This is a genomic window from Streptomyces fodineus, from assembly GCF_001735805.1.
Classification (GTDB): Bacteria; Actinomycetota; Actinomycetes; order Streptomycetales; family Streptomycetaceae; genus Streptomyces; species Streptomyces fodineus.
Map to the genome: position 1 here is coordinate 8,114,064 of NZ_CP017248.1, position 17,704 is coordinate 8,131,767.

The 17,704-nt window shown below is 74.0% G+C and carries 13 protein-coding genes and 2 pseudogenes; 10 read left to right on the plus strand and 5 right to left on the minus strand.

What is annotated here, in order from left to right; all coding sequences use genetic code 11:
* The 5 genes and pseudogenes from BFF78_RS43950 to BFF78_RS35165 all read left to right on the plus strand — a co-directional run.
* Positions 1-4,818, plus strand: a pseudogene (locus tag BFF78_RS43950) (type I polyketide synthase); the annotation flags it as partial.
* Positions 4,819-4,969: 151 nt separating this feature from the next.
* A complete protein-coding gene (locus BFF78_RS35150; protein ID WP_069782140.1) occupies positions 4,970-5,290 on the plus strand; it encodes an acyl carrier protein in 321 nt (106 codons plus the stop codon).
* 9 nt (positions 5,291-5,299) lie between these two features.
* A complete protein-coding gene (locus BFF78_RS35155; RefSeq protein ID WP_069782141.1) occupies positions 5,300-6,094 on the plus strand; it encodes an alpha/beta fold hydrolase in 795 nt (264 codons plus the stop codon).
* Positions 6,091-7,281, plus strand: a complete 1,191-nt coding sequence (locus BFF78_RS35160; RefSeq protein WP_069782142.1) for a glycosyltransferase — start codon at positions 6,091-6,093, stop codon at positions 7,279-7,281. Before BFF78_RS35155 ends, BFF78_RS35160 begins: the two co-directional genes overlap by 4 nt.
* Positions 7,278-8,348 carry a class I SAM-dependent methyltransferase gene (locus BFF78_RS35165; RefSeq protein ID WP_099054988.1) on the plus strand — a complete coding sequence of 357 codons (1,071 nt, stop codon included), beginning with the start codon at positions 7,278-7,280 and terminating at the stop codon, positions 8,346-8,348. The genes BFF78_RS35160 and BFF78_RS35165 overlap by 4 nt, the downstream gene beginning before the upstream one ends.
* A 7-nt stretch (positions 8,349-8,355) precedes the next feature.
* Here BFF78_RS35165 and BFF78_RS35170 read toward each other — a convergent pair whose 3' ends face one another.
* Positions 8,356-9,363 carry a lysylphosphatidylglycerol synthase transmembrane domain-containing protein gene (locus tag BFF78_RS35170; RefSeq protein ID WP_069783993.1) on the minus strand — a complete coding sequence of 336 codons (1,008 nt, stop codon included), beginning with the start codon at positions 9,361-9,363 and terminating at the stop codon, positions 8,356-8,358.
* Positions 9,364-9,656: 293 nt separating this feature from the next.
* On the opposite strand from BFF78_RS35170, the pseudogene BFF78_RS35175 reads away from it, so the two are divergent.
* A pseudogene (locus BFF78_RS35175) lies at positions 9,657-10,303 on the plus strand (DedA family protein).
* Positions 10,304-10,336: 33 nt separating this feature from the next.
* Here BFF78_RS35175 and BFF78_RS49545 read toward each other — a convergent pair.
* Positions 10,337-10,864: a gamma carbonic anhydrase family protein gene (locus tag BFF78_RS49545; protein ID WP_069782143.1), complete on the minus strand. Its 528-nt coding sequence runs from the start codon at positions 10,862-10,864 to the stop codon at positions 10,337-10,339.
* A 108-nt stretch (positions 10,865-10,972) separates the two neighbouring features.
* Between BFF78_RS49545 and BFF78_RS35185 the strand changes: the two genes are divergently transcribed.
* Positions 10,973-11,737, plus strand: coding sequence for an acyltransferase (locus BFF78_RS35185; protein ID WP_069782144.1), 765 nt, complete (start codon positions 10,973-10,975; stop codon positions 11,735-11,737).
* 9 nt (positions 11,738-11,746) lie between these two features.
* Here the strand turns inward: BFF78_RS35185 and BFF78_RS35190 are convergent, their stop codons facing one another.
* Positions 11,747-12,604 (minus strand): EamA family transporter, encoded by an 858-nt coding sequence (locus tag BFF78_RS35190; RefSeq protein WP_069782145.1) that lies wholly within the window; start codon positions 12,602-12,604, stop codon positions 11,747-11,749.
* 134 nt (positions 12,605-12,738) lie between these two features.
* Between BFF78_RS35190 and BFF78_RS35195 the strand changes: the two genes are divergently transcribed.
* Together BFF78_RS35195 and BFF78_RS35200 are read left to right on the plus strand one after the other, a co-directional pair.
* Positions 12,739-13,311, plus strand: coding sequence for an XRE family transcriptional regulator (locus BFF78_RS35195; RefSeq protein WP_069782146.1), 573 nt, complete (start codon positions 12,739-12,741; stop codon positions 13,309-13,311).
* Positions 13,312-13,343: 32 nt separating this feature from the next.
* Positions 13,344-13,901, plus strand: a complete 558-nt coding sequence (locus tag BFF78_RS35200) for a YbaK/EbsC family protein (protein ID WP_069782147.1) — start codon at positions 13,344-13,346, stop codon at positions 13,899-13,901.
* A gap of 22 nt (positions 13,902-13,923) precedes the next feature.
* Here the strand turns inward: BFF78_RS35200 and BFF78_RS35205 are convergent, their stop codons facing one another.
* Entirely contained in the window at positions 13,924-15,084 is a 1,161-nt protein-coding gene (locus BFF78_RS35205) for a cation diffusion facilitator family transporter (protein ID WP_069783994.1), read from the minus strand.
* Positions 15,085-16,108: 1,024 nt separating this feature from the next.
* Between BFF78_RS35205 and BFF78_RS35210 the strand changes: the two genes are divergently transcribed.
* The gene (locus tag BFF78_RS35210; protein ID WP_227025987.1) at positions 16,109-16,471 is read left to right on the plus strand and encodes an ArsR/SmtB family transcription factor; all 363 of its coding nucleotides are present in this window, start codon (positions 16,109-16,111) and stop codon (positions 16,469-16,471) included.
* Here the strand turns inward: BFF78_RS35210 and BFF78_RS35215 are convergent.
* The gene (locus tag BFF78_RS35215; protein WP_099054989.1) at positions 16,465-17,682 is read right to left on the minus strand and encodes a 4-hydroxybenzoate 3-monooxygenase; all 1,218 of its coding nucleotides are present in this window, start codon (positions 17,680-17,682) and stop codon (positions 16,465-16,467) included. The genes BFF78_RS35210 and BFF78_RS35215 overlap by 7 nt on opposite strands.
* Positions 17,683-17,704: the final 22 nt, after the last annotated feature.

Below are 17,704 nucleotides of genomic sequence, written 5' to 3' on the forward strand. Positions count from 1 at the left end.
ATGACGGCACGTCAGATTCCCATCGCCATAGTCGGCATGGCGGTGCTGCTGCCGGGCGCCCCCGGACTCGACGCCTACTGGCGCAACCTGCGCGACGGCGTCGACGCGATCAGTGACGTCCCCGCGGGCCGTTGGGACGCCGACTACTACCGGCCCGGCTCGGCCACCGGACCGGCCGCCCCCGACCAGATCTACTGCCGGCGCGGCGGATTCGTGGACGGCCTGGCCGAGGTGGACGTCACCCGGTACGGCATCATGCCCGCCTCGGTGCCCGGCACCGAGCCCGACCAGCTGATCGCCCTCGACGTGGCCGCCGCCGCGCTCGCCGACGCGGGCGGCGACGAACGGCTCCCGGCCCGGGACCGGATCGGCGTGGCCCTGGGCCGCGGCGGCTATCTCACCCCCGGCCTGGTCCGCCTGGACCAGCGGGTGCGTACGGCCGGACAGCTGACCCGCACCCTGGGCGAGCTGTTACCCGACCTCACCGCCGACCAACTCGCCCGCGTCCGCGCGGCGTTCACCGAACGGCTCGGCCCCGACAGCCCGGAGTCCGCGATCGGCCTGGTCCCCAACCTGGCCGCCTCCCGCATCGCCAACCGGCTCGACCTGCGCGGCCCCGCCTACACCGTGGACGCCGCCTGCGCCTCCTCACTGGTCGCCGTGGACCAGGCGGTCACCGAACTCACCACCGGCCGCTGCGATCTGATGCTCGCCGGGGGAGTGCACCACTGCCACGACATCACCCTCTGGAGCGTCTTCGCCCAGCTGCGCGCCCTGTCCCCGACCCAGCGCATCCGCCCCTTCCACCGCGACGCCGACGGCATCCTCATCGGCGAGGGCACGGGCGTCGTCGTACTGAAGCGGCTCACGGACGCCGAACGCGCCGGCGACCGCGTGTACGCGGTGATCCGGGGCACCGGCGTGGCCAGCGACGGCCGTACGGCGGCACTCGCCACCCCCGACCCGGCCGGGCAGGCCAGAGCCGTACGGCAGGCCTGGCGGGCCGCCGGGCTCGACCCCGCCGCACCGGACTCCATCGGCCTGCTGGAGGCCCACGGCACCGCGACCCCCGCCGGAGACGCGGCCGAACTCGCCACGCTGGCCGAGGTGTTCGGCCCTCCAGCCGGCGATGCCTTCCGTCCGGTCCTCGGCTCGGTGAAGTCGATGATCGGCCACACCATGCCGGCCGCCGGGGTCGCCGGCCTGGTCAAAGCCGTCCTCGCCCTCCACCACCGCACCCTCCTGCCCACCCTCCACTGCGACACCCCACACCCCGCACTCACCACCACCCGCTTCCACACGGTGCACCAAGCCCGCTCCTGGGAGACCGCCCCCCGGCAGCCCCTCCGCCGAGCCGCGGTGAACGCCTTCGGATTCGGCGGGATCAACGCCCATGTGGTGCTGGAGGAGGCGCCCGGGGCGGGGGAGGCGCCGGGTGCGTCGGTCCACCGGGCGGAGGCTTCGGCCCAGGATGCGCGCCCCTCTGCTGTGCCCTCGCGGGCCGCCGCCCGTCCGGTGCCGGAAAAGGCGACCGGTGTGCCGTCCGTGTCCGCGTCCGCTTCCGTGCAGGTCGACGAGGCCGAGCGGATCCTGCTGCTCGCCGCCGACGGTGTGGCGGACCTCTCGGCCCTCCTCGGCGCCGACGACTCGGCCGTTCTCGCCGCCGGTCTCGACCCGGCCCGGACGCACCCGGACGCCGGCCCGGTCCGGCTCGGGGTCGTGGCACCGACCGCCAAGCGGCTCGCCCTGGCCCGCCGTGCCATTGCCAAGGGCCGGGCCTGGCAGGGCCGCAGCGACGTGTGGTTCCGGCCGGGCCCGCTGCTCGGCCGCGCCGGCGGGCGGCTGGCGTTCGTCTTCCCGGGCCTGGAGGCCGACTTCACGCCCCGCACCGACGACATCGCCGCCCACTTCGGCCTCTCGCCGCTGCCCGGCACGGACGTCCGGGTCGGTGACGTCGGACGGCACGGCTACGGGGTCGTCGGGGTGGGCCGCCTGCTGGACCAGGCGCTGCGCCGCATGGGTGTCGTACCGGACGCGGTCGCCGGGCACAGCGTCGGCGAGTGGACGGCCATGGCGGCGGCCGGACTGTACGCGGCGGACCAAGTGAACGCGTTCATGGCCGGGTTCGACCCGGACACGGTGACCGTCCCCGGCCTCGCCTTCGCCGCGCTCGGCACCTCCGCCGCGCGAGTCCGGGCCGCGCTCGCCGAGACCTGGGCGGACTCCGGGATCGTGCTCTCCCACGACAACGCGCCCCGCCAGTCCATGGTCTGCGGGCCCGGCGCGGCGGTCGAGGAGTTCGTACGGTCCCTGCGCGCGCAGGGGGTGATCTGCCAGGTACTGCCGTTCCGCTCCGGCTTCCACACGCCGATGCTGGAACCGTACCTCGCGCCCATCAGGGAGGCCGCCGACGGCTTCCGGCTCCACCCGCCGACCGTGCCGGTCTGGTCCGGGACGACCGCCGCGCCCTTCCCACAGGCCGAGCAGGCGGTACGCGAGCTGTTCGTACGGCACCTGCTGGAACCGGTCCGCTTCCGCGAACTGACCGAGGCCCTGTACGCCGCCGGGCACCGCGTCTTCGTCCAGGCCGGCCCCGGCCGGCTCACCTCCCTGATCGACGACACCCTCGGCGACCGCGACCACCTGGCCGTCACCGCCAACGCCCCCGAACGCAGCGGCTTGTCCCAACTCCGCTGCGTGGCAACGGCGTTGTGGGTCGCCGGGGCGTCCGTCGCGCCGACGCTGCGACCGCACACGACAGCCGCTGCGACCGCGCCGACACACCGGCCCCGCCCGCCCGTTCGGCTTGACCTGGGTGGTGCCCTCGTCTCGCTGGACGGGCCGGTGCTCGACGCACTGCGCGCGGAACTGCGCTCCGGACCGCCTGCCACGCATCCTGCGCCCGGGAGCGGCCCGGGATCGTCGCCTGCCACGCGCCCCGCCCCTTCGGGCAGCCCGCGCCCCCCAGCCGCGCACCCGGTGTCCACGCACCGCCCGGGACCGTCCGTCGCCGCACACCTCACGCCCGCGGCCGGCCCAAACGGGACAGGCCTTGGTGAACTCGACAGTCTGGCAACGCGCTTCCCGGCCGCCGCCGAGCTGACCGCACTGCTGCGGGACACCGCGGACACGGCGGCGGAGCTGATCGCGGCGAGTACTCGGCGCGACCGAAGGGGCGCCGCGACCGCGGCCCCGACCCCCGCGCCCACACCCCCATCTCCTCAGCCCTCCACGGCGGCTTCTGCGCACACCGCCCCAGCCCCAGCCCCAAACTCAACCACTACGATCACAACCACCATCCACATCTCCCCCCACACCATGCCCCACCTCCTGGACCACTGCTTCTTCCTGCAACGTCCCAACTGGCCCGACGTCGAGGACCGTTGGCCGGTCGTCCCCGCCACCACACTCGTCCGGCACATGATGGACGCCGCGGAGGCGGCGTCCCCCGGCCGGCGAGCCGTCGCTGTGCGCGAGGCCCGGTTCGACCGCTGGCTCACCGCCACGCCCCCCGTCGACGTACAGGTCACCGTCACCCCGGACCCCGGCCGCCCGGACCACGTCACCGTCGCCTTCGGTCCCACGGCCCGGGCCACGGTCGAACTCGCCCCGCGTCACCCGGCACCGCCCCCGCCCAGCCCGCTTCCCGATGTCCCGGAACGCCGCCCCGAGCACACGGCCGCCCAGATATACCGGGAGCGCTGGATGTTCCACGGCCACGGCTTCCAGGGTCTGACCGAGCTCACCGGGATCGGCGAGCGGCACATCCGCGGCGTGATCACCGTGCCCGCGGCCCCCGGCGCGCTGCTGGACAACGTGGGCCAGCTCCTCGGCTACTGGATCATGGTGACCCGTACCGAGCGAACCGTCGTCTTCCCGGTGCGGATGCGGCACATGCGGTTCCACGGACCACACCCGGCCCCCGGCACCGAAGTCGGCTGCGTGCTGCGGATCACCTCCCTCACGGACACCGTCCTGGAGGCGGACGCGGAGCTCACCGTCGGTGATCGGGTGTGGGCCGTGATCGGCGGCTGGCAGGACCGCCGCTTCGACAACGACCCGACCACCCGGCCCGTCGAACGCTTCCCGGAGCGCAACACCCTCTCCCAGGCCATGCCCGGCGGCTGGGCGCTGGTGCACGAGCGCTGGCCGGACCTGGCCTCACGCGAGCTGATCATGCGCAACTCGCTCGGCGGCGCCGAACGCGCCGAGTACGCCGAACGTCCGCCGCGCGGCCGCAGGCAGTGGCTGCTGGGCCGGATCGCCGCCAAGGACGCCGTACGGCAGTGGCTGTGGCAGCACGGCGAAGGCCCCGTCTTCCCGGCCGAACTGCGCATCCGCAACGACGAGTTGGGGCGACCGTACGTCACCGGGGTGCACGGCCGCGCCCTGCCCCCGCTGGACGTCTCGCTCGCCCACCGCGCCGAGGCGGCCGTGGCGATCGTACGGCCGCACACCCCGCATCCCGGCCCCGGCATCGACATCGAAGAGGTCACCCGGCGCGATCCGGCGACCCTCGCCACCGCGCTCGGCCCGCAGGAACTCCGGTTGCTGCGCGCCGCGTCGGCGGACGGTCCCGATCCGCAGGAGCTGTGGTTCACCCGCTTCTGGGCGGCCAAGGAGGCGGTCGCCAAGGCCGAGGGCGTCGGATTCGGCGGCCGGCCACGGGACTTCACGGTGCTGGAGACCGCCCCGGACGGCAGCCGGCTGCTGGTCTCCGGCCGCCTGGAACGCGCCTACACCGTGCACTGCGCCCCGGTGGCCAATCCACCGGCGCTGCCGCGGCGCGCCTACGTGGTGGCCTGGACGACCGGACCCGGAACCGACGGCGGACACCCTGACAGCAGCCACCCCGACCACGGACACCCCGACCACGGACAGCCCGACGGCGGACATCGCGGCGACGGCCACACCGACGGCGCACACCCCAACGACGGACACCCCGACGAAGCAGCCGAGGAGTACCCCGATGAAGCCCACCCAGCCGGCCCCGGCGCAGCCCACCGTCGACACCGTGCTCGCCGACATCACCGGCATGCTCCGCACGGTGCTCGCGGAGTACGGCGACGACGACGTGCCGATCGGCCTGTCCACCACCTTCAACCGCGACCTGGAACTGGAGAGCATCGACCTCGTCACCCTGGCCGGGCTGCTGGAGGAGCGCTACGGGCAGCGGGTCAACCTCGCCGAGTTCCTGGCCGGCATGGAGTTCGACGAGATCGTCGAGCTGACCGTCGGCCGGCTCGTGGAGTACGTGGTGTGGAGCCTGAAGTCCACGCAGGCGGGCTGAGCCGTGGCGATGGTCGACGCCGGCGGGATCCGGCTGCACCTCCAGCGCACGGGACCGGCCGACGGCCGCATCCCGCACGCCACGGTCGTCCTGGTGCACGGGCTGCTCACCGACAGCCTGGCCAGCTACTACTTCACCGTCGCGCCCCGCTTCGCCGCGGCCGGACTCGACGTCGTCATGTACGACCTGCGCGGCCACGGCCGCAGCGAGCGCCCGCCGCGGGGCTACACCCTCGACCACAACATCGACGATCTCGAGGCCCTCCTCGACCGGCTGGCCGTCACCGGACCCGTCCACCTCGTCGGCAACTCCTACGGCGGCACCATCGCCTTCGGCTTCGCCGCCCGGCACCCGGAGCGTACGGCCACGGTGACGCTGATCGAGTCCGAGCCCGCGACCACCGCGTGGGCGGCGAAACTCGGCCGCATCCTCGACCGGGTCATGGACCAGCTCGCGTACAACGAGCCCGACGCGCTCGCCTGGATCACCGCCCACCGCGGCCACAACACCGCCCGGCTGGCCAAGGGCGCCGCCCGGCTCGCCCGCGAGACCAGCCTCGGCCGGGACATCCCGGCCAGCCGCGTCCTGACCGAGGAGGCGATCAGGGCCGTACGCTGCCCGGTCCTCGGCGTGTACGGCGGCGCGTCGGACCTCGCCGACCTGGTGCCGCTGATGCGGGCGCTGCTGACGGACTACCGGGCGGTCGTACTGCCCGGGTACGAGCACTCGGTGCTGGTGGAGGCGCCGGCGGCCGTCGGCGGGCACATCCTGGACCTGATCGGCGCCGGGGCGGGGGTCGGATGAGCGGCTTCCTCTTCGTGGTGCCGCCGCTGACCGGGCACGTCAACCCGGCCGTCGGCGTCGCCGCCCGGCTGGCCGCGCACGGGCACCGGGTGGCCTGGGCGTGCCCGGACCCGGCGCTGGTGCGCAGGCTCGCGGGCGGGGACGCCGAGGTGTTCGGCTGCGCGGGGCCGGTGCCGGGCGCCGAGGGCGTCGTACGACCGCCGGACCTGCGGGGCGCGGAGGCGCTGAAGTTCCTGTGGGAGTGGTATCTGCTGCCGCTCGCGGACGCCATGGCGGCCGGTGTCCGCGCGGCGGCCGAGGCGTTCCGCCCGGACGTGGTCGTGGCCGACCAGCAGGCCTTCGCCGGCGCCCTGGTGGCCGAACGCCTCGGCCTGCCGTGGGCCACCTCGGCCACCACCTCGGCGGAGTTCACCGGCGCCTACGACGGTCTGCCGAAGGTCGCGGCCTGGCTGCGGCACCGCCTGACCGAGCTGCGCGCCCGTGTCGGCGACCCGTCCGGCAGCGCCGACCCGCGCTTCTCGCCGTACCTCCTGCTGATCTTCAGCACACCCGAACTCATCGGCCCCCTGGCGCCGTTGGCTGCGCACATCCACTACGTCGGCCCCTCCCTCGCCGACCGCCCGGCAGGCCCCGGTTTCCCCTGGGAACGGCTGGACCGGGGCCGGGCGAAGGTCCTGGTGACCCTGGGCACGGCGAACGCCGACGCGGGCGGCCGGTTCCTCGCCGAGTGCCTGAGCGCGCTGCGGGAACGCGCCGACCGGGTGCAGGCGGTCGTCGCCGACCCGGGCGGCGTTCTCGCGGTGCCGCCCGGCGACAAGGACGTCCTGGTCCTGCCGTCCGTGCCCCAACTCCCGCTGCTGGAACAAATGGACGCCGTCATCTGCCACGCGGGACACAACACCGTGTGCGAGGCCCTGTGGCACGGCGTCCCGCTCGTCGTCGCGCCCATCCGCGACGACCAGCCGGTGGTGGCCGGACAAGTCGTGGACGCGGGCGCCGGCGTCCGGGTCCGCTTCGGCCGGGTGCGCGCGGACCGGCTGGGCGCGGCCCTCGACACGGTCCTGACCGACCCCGCCCACCGGGCCGCCGCCGCCCGGATCCGCACCGCGTTCCGCGCGGCGGGCGGCGCGCCGGCCGCGGCGGCCCATCTCGAACACCTCGCAGACTTCGCAGCGGAGAGCCGATGACCGACGACAAGAGTGACACGACAGCGCGCATCGCCGCCCTGCGCCCCGCCTACCGGGACGACCTGGCCGCCGGCACGGACCGCTTCTTCGCCGCCCCTCGCCCCGACTGCCCCTGGTGCGGCTCGGTCCGCCTCGACACCCGCCTGCGCACCACCGACCTGCTCCAGCACAAGCCCGGCCGCTTCACCCTCGACCGCTGCGCCGACTGCGGCCACACCTTCCAGAACCCCCAACTGACCGAAGACGGACTTGAGTTCTACTACCGGGACTTCTACGACGGTCTCGGCGAGCAGCGCATGAGCGGCACCTTCGGCGGCCGTGGCGCCATGTACCGGGGCCGCGCCGAGTCGATGCTGCCGCACAACCCCGCCCCGAAGACCTGGCTGGACGTCGGCACCGGCCACGGCCACTTCTGCGCGAGCGCCCGCACGGTCCTGCCCGGCACCTCCTTCGACGGGCTGGACTTCACCGACGGCGTCGAACTCGCCGCCCGCGAAGGCCGTGTGGACCACGCCCACCGCGGCGCCTTTCCCGCCCTCGCCCCCGAACTCGCCGCCCGCTACGACGTGGTGAGCATGTTCCACTACCTGGAGCACAGCACCGACCCGGACCGCGAACTGCGCGCCGCCCACGAGGCCGTACGACCCGGCGGCCACCTCCTCATCGAGGTGCCGGACCCGGAGTGCCGCTACGCCCGGCTGCTCGGCCGCTGGTGGCTGCCCTGGCTCCAGCCGCAGCACCTGCACCTCATGCCCGTCGCCAACCTCCGGCGCAGGCTGACCGAGCTCGGCTTCACGGTGGTCGCCGAGCAGCACGCCGAAGCGCACGATCCGGTCGACCTGCTCGCCGCGGTCTGGCTGGCCCTCGACCACACCGCCCCGCGCGAGGACGCCCCCTGGCTGCCCGGGCCGCCCGGCGGCCTGCGCCGCGCCGCCCGCACGGCAGTCCTCCTCGCGGGGGTGCCCGCGCTCATCACGGCGACGCTCCTCGACCGCTTCGCGATCCGGCCCCTGTCCCACCGCCTCGGCCTGTCCAACGCCTACCGCCTGGTGGCCCGCCGCGAATGACCGGGACTCACAACACCTTGGCGCGGATCAGCGCCGACAGCGTCAGGGTGCCCGGCAGCAGCGGCACCCAGTCGGTCAGCATCCGGTAGCCGATGACCGTCGCGGTGGCCACCGCCGGCGAGGAGCCGAAAGCGATCAGTGTCCACACCAGCGCCGCGTCGACCGCGAACCCGCCCGGCGCGGGCACCGCCCCGACGGCCGTGCCCGCCGCGAGATAGGCGAGCACCACGTGCGCCCAGGGCAGCCCCAGCCCGAGCGAGGCACCGACACAGGCGAGGGTGGTCCCCTGCACCAGCGGCATCGCGACCGCTCCGCCCCACAGCGCGCACACCCGGGCGGGCCGCGTGTGCACCTGCCGCGCGTCGGCGAGGGCGGAGCGCAGCAGCCCGGTCACGGGCCGCCGCAACGGCCGTACGAGCGTCAGCAGCACCCCCACCAGCGCGACGACCCCGCCCGTGACGCAGGCGACCGGCACCAGCAGCTGCCCGTCCGGGACCAGGTCACCGAGGCGCCGCCAGGCCGGTGACGCCGCCAGGAACACCAGCAGCACCACCGTCTTCGCGCCGGACTTCGCCAGCGAATACAGGCCGATCGACGCGGTGGCCCGTGCGGGCGGCACCCCGCGGCCCCGCAGGAAGCGCAGGGTGACGGCATGGGCGCCGAGCCCGCCGGGCAGCGCGTGGTTGGCGGCACCTGCGGCGAACTGCGAGGCCAGCAGCAGTCCCGGCGGCACCCGGTCGGGCAGCGCGCCCTGCCGGACGCACGCGGCCGCCACACAGTTCAGGCCCGTGAAACCGGCCCCGGCCAGCAGCCACCAGGGGTCGGCCGAAACCAGCCGTCGTACCCCCTCGTACATCACCGGCCGGTTGGCGACGGCCCAGCCGGCGGCCAGCAGCAGGGGAGCGAGGCACAGGGCAAGTCGTAGGTGCCGGGAGGACATGAGCGAGCCGGGCCGGGCGGCGGCGACCGGTCCGGGGCCCGGTGGATCACCGCTCCCGGTGGACGGCGGATCCAAGGGGTGAGCGGAGAGCGAGGGGGACGAAGACAGTGAGGACACGGGGACGTCGTCCTTCCGCAGCGGGCCCCGCGGCGGGGACCTGGGGGAGGCGGGTCGGGCGAACCGCGGGGAGCCTTCCCCACCCGTGTGACACCGGGGTGTCCGAAAACCGAAGGACCGAGGGCGGGACGGTGCCGCTGGGCGGACGCGCGCAAGCCGCCGTTCACCGCCGACCAGGTAGCCTTCCCTTGGGGCGCGCTTTACATGCGGCGCCCCGCAAGGCAAGGACGGCGACAGGGGAGGATCCGGCGGTGCACGTCCAGGAATGGCTCGACACGGTGCCGGCGGCCGCCGTCTATGCCGTGGTGGCCCTGGTGATCGGCCTGGAGAGCCTGGGCATCCCGCTTCCCGGAGAGATCGTCCTGGTTTCGGCGGCGCTGATGTCCTCCCAGCACTCCGGCATCAACCCCGTCGTCCTCGGCGCCTGCGCGACCGCCGGCGCCGTGATCGGCGACTCCATCGGCTACGCGATCGGCCGCAAGGGCGGTCGCCCGCTGCTGGCGTGGCTGGGCAGAAAGTTCCCCAGGCACTTCAGCGAGGGCCATGTGGCCACCGCCGAGCGGTCGTTCGAGAAGTGGGGCATGTGGGCCGTCTTCGTCGGCCGGTTCATCGCCCTCCTGCGCATCTTCGCGGGCCCCTCGCGGGCGTCCTCCACATGCCGTACTGGAAGTTCCTGATCGCCAACCTCCTCGGCGGCATCTGCTGGGCGGGCGGCACCACGGCCGTCATCTACTACGTGGGCGTGGTGGCCGAGGGCTGGCTCAAGAAGTTCTCCTACGTCGGCCTCGCGGCGGCGGTCCTGATCGGCCTGGCCTCCATGCTGATCATCAAGCGCAAGGCGAAGAAGGCCCAGCAACAGGCGGACCGGGAAGCAGAACCTGTGAGCGCCGGGGAGTGAGGCCCCCGCAAGGGGCCCGCACCCGCGACGCGCCTACGGGTGCACGTCCCTGTGCGCCTTCGCCAGCTCGGCATACATCGTGCCGTTGAGGGTGACCCCCTGCCGCTCCTCCTCCGTGAGCTCCCGCCTCACCTTGGCCGGCACCCCGGCCACCAGCGACCCGGCAGGCACCACCATCCCCTGCGGCACCAAGGCCTGGGCGGCAACGAGCGACCCGGCCCCGATCACGGCCCCGTTCAGCACGGTCGCCCCCATCCCGATGAGGCAGTCGTCCTCCACGGTCGCCCCGTGCACCACGGCGTTGTGCCCGATGGACACCCGCTCGCCCACGCTCACGGGAAACCCGGGATCCGCATGCAGGGTGACGTTGTCCTGCACATTCGCCTGCGCCCCCACGCTGATCCGCTCGACGTCACCGCGCACGACCGCCCCGTACCAGACGCTGGCCCCGGCATGCAGGGTCACATCCCCGATCACGGAAGCCGTGGGCGCCACGAACGCCTCGGGATCGACCTGGGGCTCCTTGCCCCCGATGCCCACGATCAGCGCCTGCTGTGTCATCACCGTCTCCTCGCATCCATGAGTACCCGCACGGTACGACACGGGCTGGGGCAAAGATCACAGCAGCCCGCCCTCTCATCGAAGGCAACCGCTGAGTAACGTGACTCCGTGCCGAAGCGCAAGAACACGTTCTCATCCTGGAGGCAGGGCCTCGCCCAGCGCGCCGTACACGCGGCCTGGGCCTGGGCCCAGCGCACGGGTTCCGTCACCGCCGACCACCCCGGCCGTCTGCACTTCGGCGCGATCGGCGAAGCCACAAGGCTCGCCTTCCCGCTCGGCACCGTCTTCGGCGAACCCTGGATCCACCTCGGCTCCCACTGCATCATCGGCGAACAGGTCACGCTGACCGCCGGCCTGATGCCGGACCTGGACCTCGGCCCGGACCCGATCCTGCGCATAGGCGACGGAGTCGTCCTCGGCCGCGGCAGCCATGTCATCGCGGACACGACGGTCACCATCGGCAGCGACTGCTACTTCGGCCCGTACGTCTACGTCACCTCCACCAACCACTCCTACGACGACCCGCACCAGCCCATCGGCAGGCAGTGGCCGCGCATGGAGCCCGTGGAGATCGGCCCGGGCTGCTGGATCGGCACCGGCGCGGTGATCCTGCCGGGCGCGCGGATCGGCCGGAACGTGGTCGTCGCGGCCGGCGCGGTCGTCCGGGGCACGGTGCCGGACCATGCCGTGGTGGCGGGGGCACCCGCCCGGGTCGTCCGGCGCTGGACGTCCGAACAGGGCTGGCAGCCGCCGCTCAGGACCCCCGCCCCGGTGCCGATCCCGGAAGGGGTGACCCCGGGGCAGCTGCGCGCGCTGGCGGAACTGGACGAGGACGGGGTGGCCCGGCTCGCGGAACTCGAGACCGAGAGCTGACCCGCGGGTTCAGCCCGTCGCCAGCAGCAGCGTGCCGAGCAGCGCGAGTCCCGCGCCCGCCGCCTGTATCGCCCGCAGTCGCTCGCTGAGGAAGCCGCGCGCGGCCAGTGCGGTCACCACCGGATACAGCGAGGCGAGGACGGCCGCGACGGTGACCGGGCCATGCTGGGCGGCGACCGCGTAGGTGCCGTTGGCGGCCACGTCGGCGAGCCCCACGAAGGCCAGCGCCGGCAGCGCGGCCCAGGGGAAGCCGCCCTCCGGCACCGCCCGGCCGCCCCGCCGGACGGAGACGGCGAGCGCGGCCCCGCCGACCGCGACGTTCGTCAGCCGCTGGACGAACAGGGCGAGGAACAGGCCGGTGACGGTGGTCGAGGCCTCGGTGATCAGAGCGAAGACCGTGCCGAAGCCCAGCGCCGCGACCAGCGTGAGCAGGATCGTCCGCCGCTGTACGGGCGCGCCGCGCAGCTGCGGACCGCCCGCGAGGACGACACCGGTGACGGCGACCGCGATGCCCGCGACCTGGAGCAGCCCGGGCCGCTCGCCGAGGACCAGGCCGACACCGACCGGCACGGCCACACTCAGCGTGGCGAGCGGCGAGACGACCCCCATGGGGCCGAGCGCCAGGGCCTTGTAGAAGGACAGCAGGGCCACCGGTCCCGCCAGTCCCGCGGCGAACGCGAACCACAGGCGGGGCCCGGCCTCGCTCCACCCGCCGGTCGCCATGACGATCGCGCCCAGCACCGTCGCCGCGATGCCCTGCGAGACGACCACGACCGTCAGCGCGGGCGTACGTCGGGTCAGCAGCCCGCCGCCGAAGTCGGCCAGCCCCCACAGGAGGCTGGTGATCAGGGCGAAGAATGCTGTCACGACGTGCCTCGCAGTACAGTTCGATGAACGATCAGGCGCACCCCACCGTAGTTCAGCTGAGTGAACTCTGTCATCCCATATATTGAACCCTCCGGCCTTCCGAGACCGCCGGAACCCTCCTCGATGGACGTGATGTGTCGGACCTCGACCTGCTGACCCAGTCCCTGGCGCGCAACGTCAAGCGCTGGCGTACCGAGCGCGGCTTCACCCTGGACGCGCTCGCCGCCCGCGCGGGCGTCAGCCGCGGCATGCTCATCCAGATCGAGCAGGCCCGGACGAACCCCAGCATCGGCACGGTCGTCAAGATCGGCGACGCGCTCGGCATCAGCATCACCACCCTGCTCGACTACGGACAGGGCCCCACCGTCCGCATCGTCCCCGCCGAGCAGGCCGTACGGCTGTGGCACACCGACGCAGGCAGCTACAACCGCCTCCTCGCGGGCACGGAGGCCCCCGGCCCGCTGGAGATGTGGGACTGGCGGCTGATGCCGGGCGAGCAGAGCCCCTCCGAGCCGCACCCGGTCGGCACGGTGGAACTCGTCCACGTCACCGCGGGCGAACTGACCCTCACCGTCGACGGGGTGAAGCACCTCGTGCCGACCGGCGCCAGCGCCACGTTCGAGGCGAGCACCTCGCACACCTACGGCAACGAGGGCGACGTACCGATGGAGATGGTGATGGCCGTCTCGGTACCGCCCGTGCGCTGAACCGCCCCGCGGCGGGCTGTTAGCGTGCGGCCATGCGCGCACCCATCGGAGACTTCGACACCGCCACCCCCGTCCCCGACTGCCTGCCCGAGCTGATCGCCCCGGTCGCCGACGCCGTACGCCACTGGCAGGGCGCGGTCCCCGCCGACCGGGTCCTCTACGTCGACACCGACCCGCGCTGGGCCGACACGGCCGTCTTCGTGGAGCACTACGGCCGCGACCTGCTGGAGCAGTCGGCGAACTGTGTGGTGGTCGCGGGCAAGCGGGGCGGCGAGACCACCCTGGCGGCGTGCGTGGTGCTCTCCACCACCCGGGTCGACGTCAACGGCGTCGTCCGCCGCCAACTCGGCGCGCGCAAGGCCTCGTTCGCCTCGATGGAGACGGCGACCGGCGAAACCGGCATGGAGTACGGCGGCATCACCCCGGTCGGACTGCCCGCGGGCTGGCCGCTGCTGATCGACTCGGCCGTGGCCGACCTGCCCTACGTCCTCGTCGGCAGCGGCCGCCGCCGCGGCAAGCTGCTGATCCCCGGCAAGGCCCTGGCGGAACTCCCGGGCGCGCTGGTCCTGGAGGGCCTGGGAGCCGCCTGAGGCCGGGGAACGGATCCGCCCCCTACCGCTCCAGGTGGTGGGCCAGCGCCAGATGCGGGTCCCGCTCGTCCGCTGACGGAGCCGGGTCGGCGTGGACCAGGGCCGCCGTCAGTCTCGGTACGGCGTGCAGCAGGGCGTGTTCGGCCTCGACGGCGATCGCGTGCGCCTGCCGTAGCGTCGCCTCGCCGTCCACCACCACCGCGAGTTCGGCCCGCAGCCGGTGCCCGATCCAGCGCAGCCGCAGCTCGCCCACCTCACGCACGCCCGGCACCGCCCGCACCGCACGCTCGGCGCGGTCCACCAGCGCCGGGTCGACGGCGTCCAGCATCCGCCGGAACACCTCCCGCGCGGCGTCCCGCAGCACCAGGACGATCGCGGCCGTGATCGCCAACCCGACGACCGGGTCGGCCGCTTGCCGGCCCAGGGCCGCCCCTCCGGCACCCACCAGCACCGCCAGCGAGGTGAAACCGTCGGTGCGCGCGTGCAGCCCGTCGGCGACGAGCGCGGCCGAGCCGATCTCCCGGCCCACCCGGATCCGGTACCGGGCCACCCACTCGTTGCCCACGAAGCCGACCAGCGCGGCCACCGCGACCGCCGGTAGGTGCGTCACCGGGCGCGGATCGAGCAGCCGCCCCACGGCCGCCCACGCGGTGAAGGCCGCCGAGGCGGCGATGGTCAGCACGATCACCAGCCCCGCGAGATCCTCGGCTCGGCCATAGCCGTAGGTGAACCTGCGGGTCGCCGCCCGCCGCCCCAGCACGAAGGCGATGCCGAGCGGTACGGCGGTGAGCGCGTCGGCGGCGTTGTGCACGCTGTCCCCGAGCAGCGCCACCGACCCGGACACGGCCACCACGGCCGCCTGCGTCAGCGCGGTCCCCCCGAGAACGGCCAGCGACACCCACAACGCCCGCATCCCACGCGCCGACGCCTCCATGGCCGGGTCCAGCTTGTCGGCACTGTCGTGGGAGTGCGGGGTGAGGAGATGCACGAGACGGTGACGGAGACCGGGGGAGTGGGCGTGACCTGCGTGGCCATGACCTGCGTGGCCATGACCGTCTCCGCCGTGGTTGTGCGGCGACTGTCCCTGGCCGTCCCGGGCGGGGCCGTGCGAGTGCGGGGCGCGGCCGGGCTCGGCGTGGCGGGGCGCGTGTCCGGCGTGGCTGTGCGGGTGCTCGTGCGGCATCGGCCGGCCGCCCGCGTGCGATTGGTTCTCGGGCTCCGCTCCGGTGTGCCCGGGGTCGGCGTGGCTGTGCGTGGGCTGGTGAGGGCCATGTCCGGCGGTGCCGTGCGGGTGCTCGTCTCGCACCGGACGGCCGTCCGAGTGTGTATGTTCCTCGTGCCCCGGTCCGGCGTGGCCGGGCCCGGCGTGGCCGTTCGCGGGCTGGCGAGGGCCGTCTCCGCCGGTGCCGTGCGGGTGCTCGTCCCGCACCGGCCGGCCGCGCGCCTGCGCCTGGGCCTCGACGTCCGGTCCGCGACGCCCGTGCGAGTGCCAGTCGTCCCCGCGCTGGCCGTACTCCGGCCTGCCGTCTGGATGTGCTGGCTCGCCGTGCGTCGACCCACCGTGCCGGTCCGCGTGCTCGCTGTAGCCGGGCCTGCCGTCGGGATGTGCTGGCTCGCCGTGGGCCTCCCCGCCGTGCCGGTCCGTGTGCTCGCCGTACCCCGGCCCGCCATGCCGGTGCGCGTGCTCGGCGTACCGGGGCCTGCCGTCGGGATGTGCTGGCTCGCCGTGTGCCTCCCCGCCGTGCCGGTCCGTGTGCTCGCCGTACCCCGGCCCGCCATGCCGGTGCGCGTGCTCGGCGTACCGGGGCCTGCCGTCGGGATGTGCTGGCTCGCCGTGTGCCTCCCCGCCGTGCCGGTCCGTGTGCTCGCCGTACCCCGGCCCGCCATGCCGGTGCGCGTGCTCGCCGTACCCGGGCCCGCCGTCGGGATGTGCCGGCTCGCCGTGCGCCTTCCCGCCGTGCCCGTCCGCGCGCTCGCCGTGCCCCAGCCCGCCGCGCCGGTGCGCCTGCTCACACGGCTCCGGACCGCCGTGCCAGTCCCCGTTCTCGCCGTGGCCCTCCCCGCCCGGCCGGTTCACGTACTCGCCATGCCCCCCTACACCATTCCCCTCCCCCTGGTCGTGCCGCTGAGAGTGCCGGTCGCTCACCTGGGTCCCCTTTCGGTGGATGGGAATGGACGTGCGGCGTCCACGGGACCATTATGTGCGTATGAGCGCACGCATGCACCTATCACTTGCACACCATGCGCACCCGCGCAGCCCGGGCGAGGAGCAGTTCGCGGTCGCCGCCGAGCTGATGGCCCTGCTCGGCGACCGCACCCGCCTCACCTTGATGCACGCCCTGACGGCCGGCGAGGCGGATGTCACGACGCTCACCGAGGCATGCGGCGCGGCGCGACCCGCCGTCAGCCAGCATCTGGCGCGGCTGCGGCTCGCGGGCCTGGTGAAGGCCCGTAAGGAGGGCCGCCGGGTGATCTACTCACTCCCGCACGGGCATCTGCGCCGGCTGGTGGAGGAGGCCCTGAAGACGGCGGACCACCACCTCGCCGAGCGGCACACGGGAGATCAGTAGGCGGCGGCCGTGCCCAGGTACTGCTCGGCGAAGGCCGCCGCGGCGGCCGGCGAGGTGAACAGCCTGCGCAGCCGGGCCAGTGTGGTCCCGGCGCGGAACGGGTCGCCCGACGCGACACCGTGGTAGATGTCCGACAGCCACTGCGAGAACTCCTGGTAGTCCCACACCCGGCGCAGACACGCGGCGGAGTAGCCGTCCAGGCCGCTGCCGTCGCCCTTCGTGACGTACGCGGCGAGTGCGTCACCGAGCAGGAAGGCGTCGTGCAACGCGAGGTTCATGCCCTTCGCGGCGATGGGCGCGACCAGATGACCGGCGTCCCCGGCCAGGAACAGCCGCCCATGGGTGAGGGGGTCGACGACATAGCCGTGCATGTCCAGGACGCGTTTCTCGATCAGCCGGCCCTCGGTGAGCGGGGGCGCCCCGGCCGCGCCGAGCCGCTCGCGCAGCTCGGTCCAGACCCTGTCGTACGGCCAGTTCTCCGGATCGTCGCCGGGCGGGCACTGGAGGTAGAACCGGGTCACCTCGGGACTGCGGGGCATCTGCCCGGCGAAACCGCGCGGATGGACGCCGAACAGGACGCAGTCCGTCGACGGCGGTACCTCGGCGAGCAGGGCCAGCCAGCCGATGCCGTCGTCCTGTCGCGCGATCCGCCTCCGCTCCTCGGGTATCGCGTCCCGCGTCACCCCGCGCGCCCCGTCGCAGCCCGCGACGAAGTCGCAGCGCAGCAGCCGCCGTTCACCGGTGCGAGGGCAGCGGTACGACACCGCCGGCCGGTCCGAGTCCAGGTCGTGCAGCGTCACGTCACGCACCCCGAAGCGGATGTCGCCGCCGCGTACGTCGGCGTACTCCCGCACCAGGTCCGTCACCAGCAACGGCTGCGGGTAGACGTAGTGATGGCTGCCCGCCAGGTCCCCGTAGGAGAAGCGGTAGCGCTCGCCGGCGAAGCGGAACTCGCAGGCGCTGTGCACCTCGGCCCGTTCCGTCAGCCGCTCGGCCAGTCCCCGCCGGCCGAGTTCGCGTACCGCCCACTCCTCGATGACCCCGGCCCGCGGCCGTGTCTCGATGAACTGCCTGCTCTCGGTCTCCAGGACGACACAGTCGACGGAGGCGGCCCGCAGGATGCCGCCGATGGTGAGCCCGGCGGGTCCGGCGCCCACGACGACGACCGTACGGCGTTCCTCGGGCCCGGAATCAAGGTGGGGGGAGATCATCCCCGCATTATGACGGTGTCCC

Excerpts from the sequence above, each read along its gene's own strand:
- BFF78_RS35150 (WP_069782140.1), top strand. The coding sequence starts at position 4,970 with ATGAAGCCCACCCAGCCGGCCCCGGCGCAGCCCACCGTCGACACCGTG.
- BFF78_RS35155 (WP_069782141.1), top strand. The coding sequence starts at position 5,300 with ATGGTCGACGCCGGCGGGATCCGGCTGCACCTCCAGCGCACGGGACCG.
- BFF78_RS35160 (WP_069782142.1), top strand. The coding sequence starts at position 6,091 with ATGAGCGGCTTCCTCTTCGTGGTGCCGCCGCTGACCGGGCACGTCAAC.
- BFF78_RS35165 (WP_099054988.1), top strand. The coding sequence starts at position 7,278 with ATGACCGACGACAAGAGTGACACGACAGCGCGCATCGCCGCCCTGCGC.
- BFF78_RS49545 (WP_069782143.1), bottom strand. The coding sequence starts at position 10,864 with ATGACACAGCAGGCGCTGATCGTGGGCATCGGGGGCAAGGAGCCCCAG.
- BFF78_RS35200 (WP_069782147.1), top strand. The coding sequence starts at position 13,344 with ATGCGCGCACCCATCGGAGACTTCGACACCGCCACCCCCGTCCCCGAC.
- BFF78_RS35205 (WP_069783994.1), bottom strand. The coding sequence starts at position 15,084 with ATGCCGCACGAGCACCCGCACAGCCACGCCGGACACGCGCCCCGCCAC.
- BFF78_RS35210 (WP_227025987.1), top strand. The coding sequence starts at position 16,109 with ATGAGCGCACGCATGCACCTATCACTTGCACACCATGCGCACCCGCGC.
- BFF78_RS35215 (WP_099054989.1), bottom strand. The coding sequence starts at position 17,682 with ATGATCTCCCCCCACCTTGATTCCGGGCCCGAGGAACGCCGTACGGTC.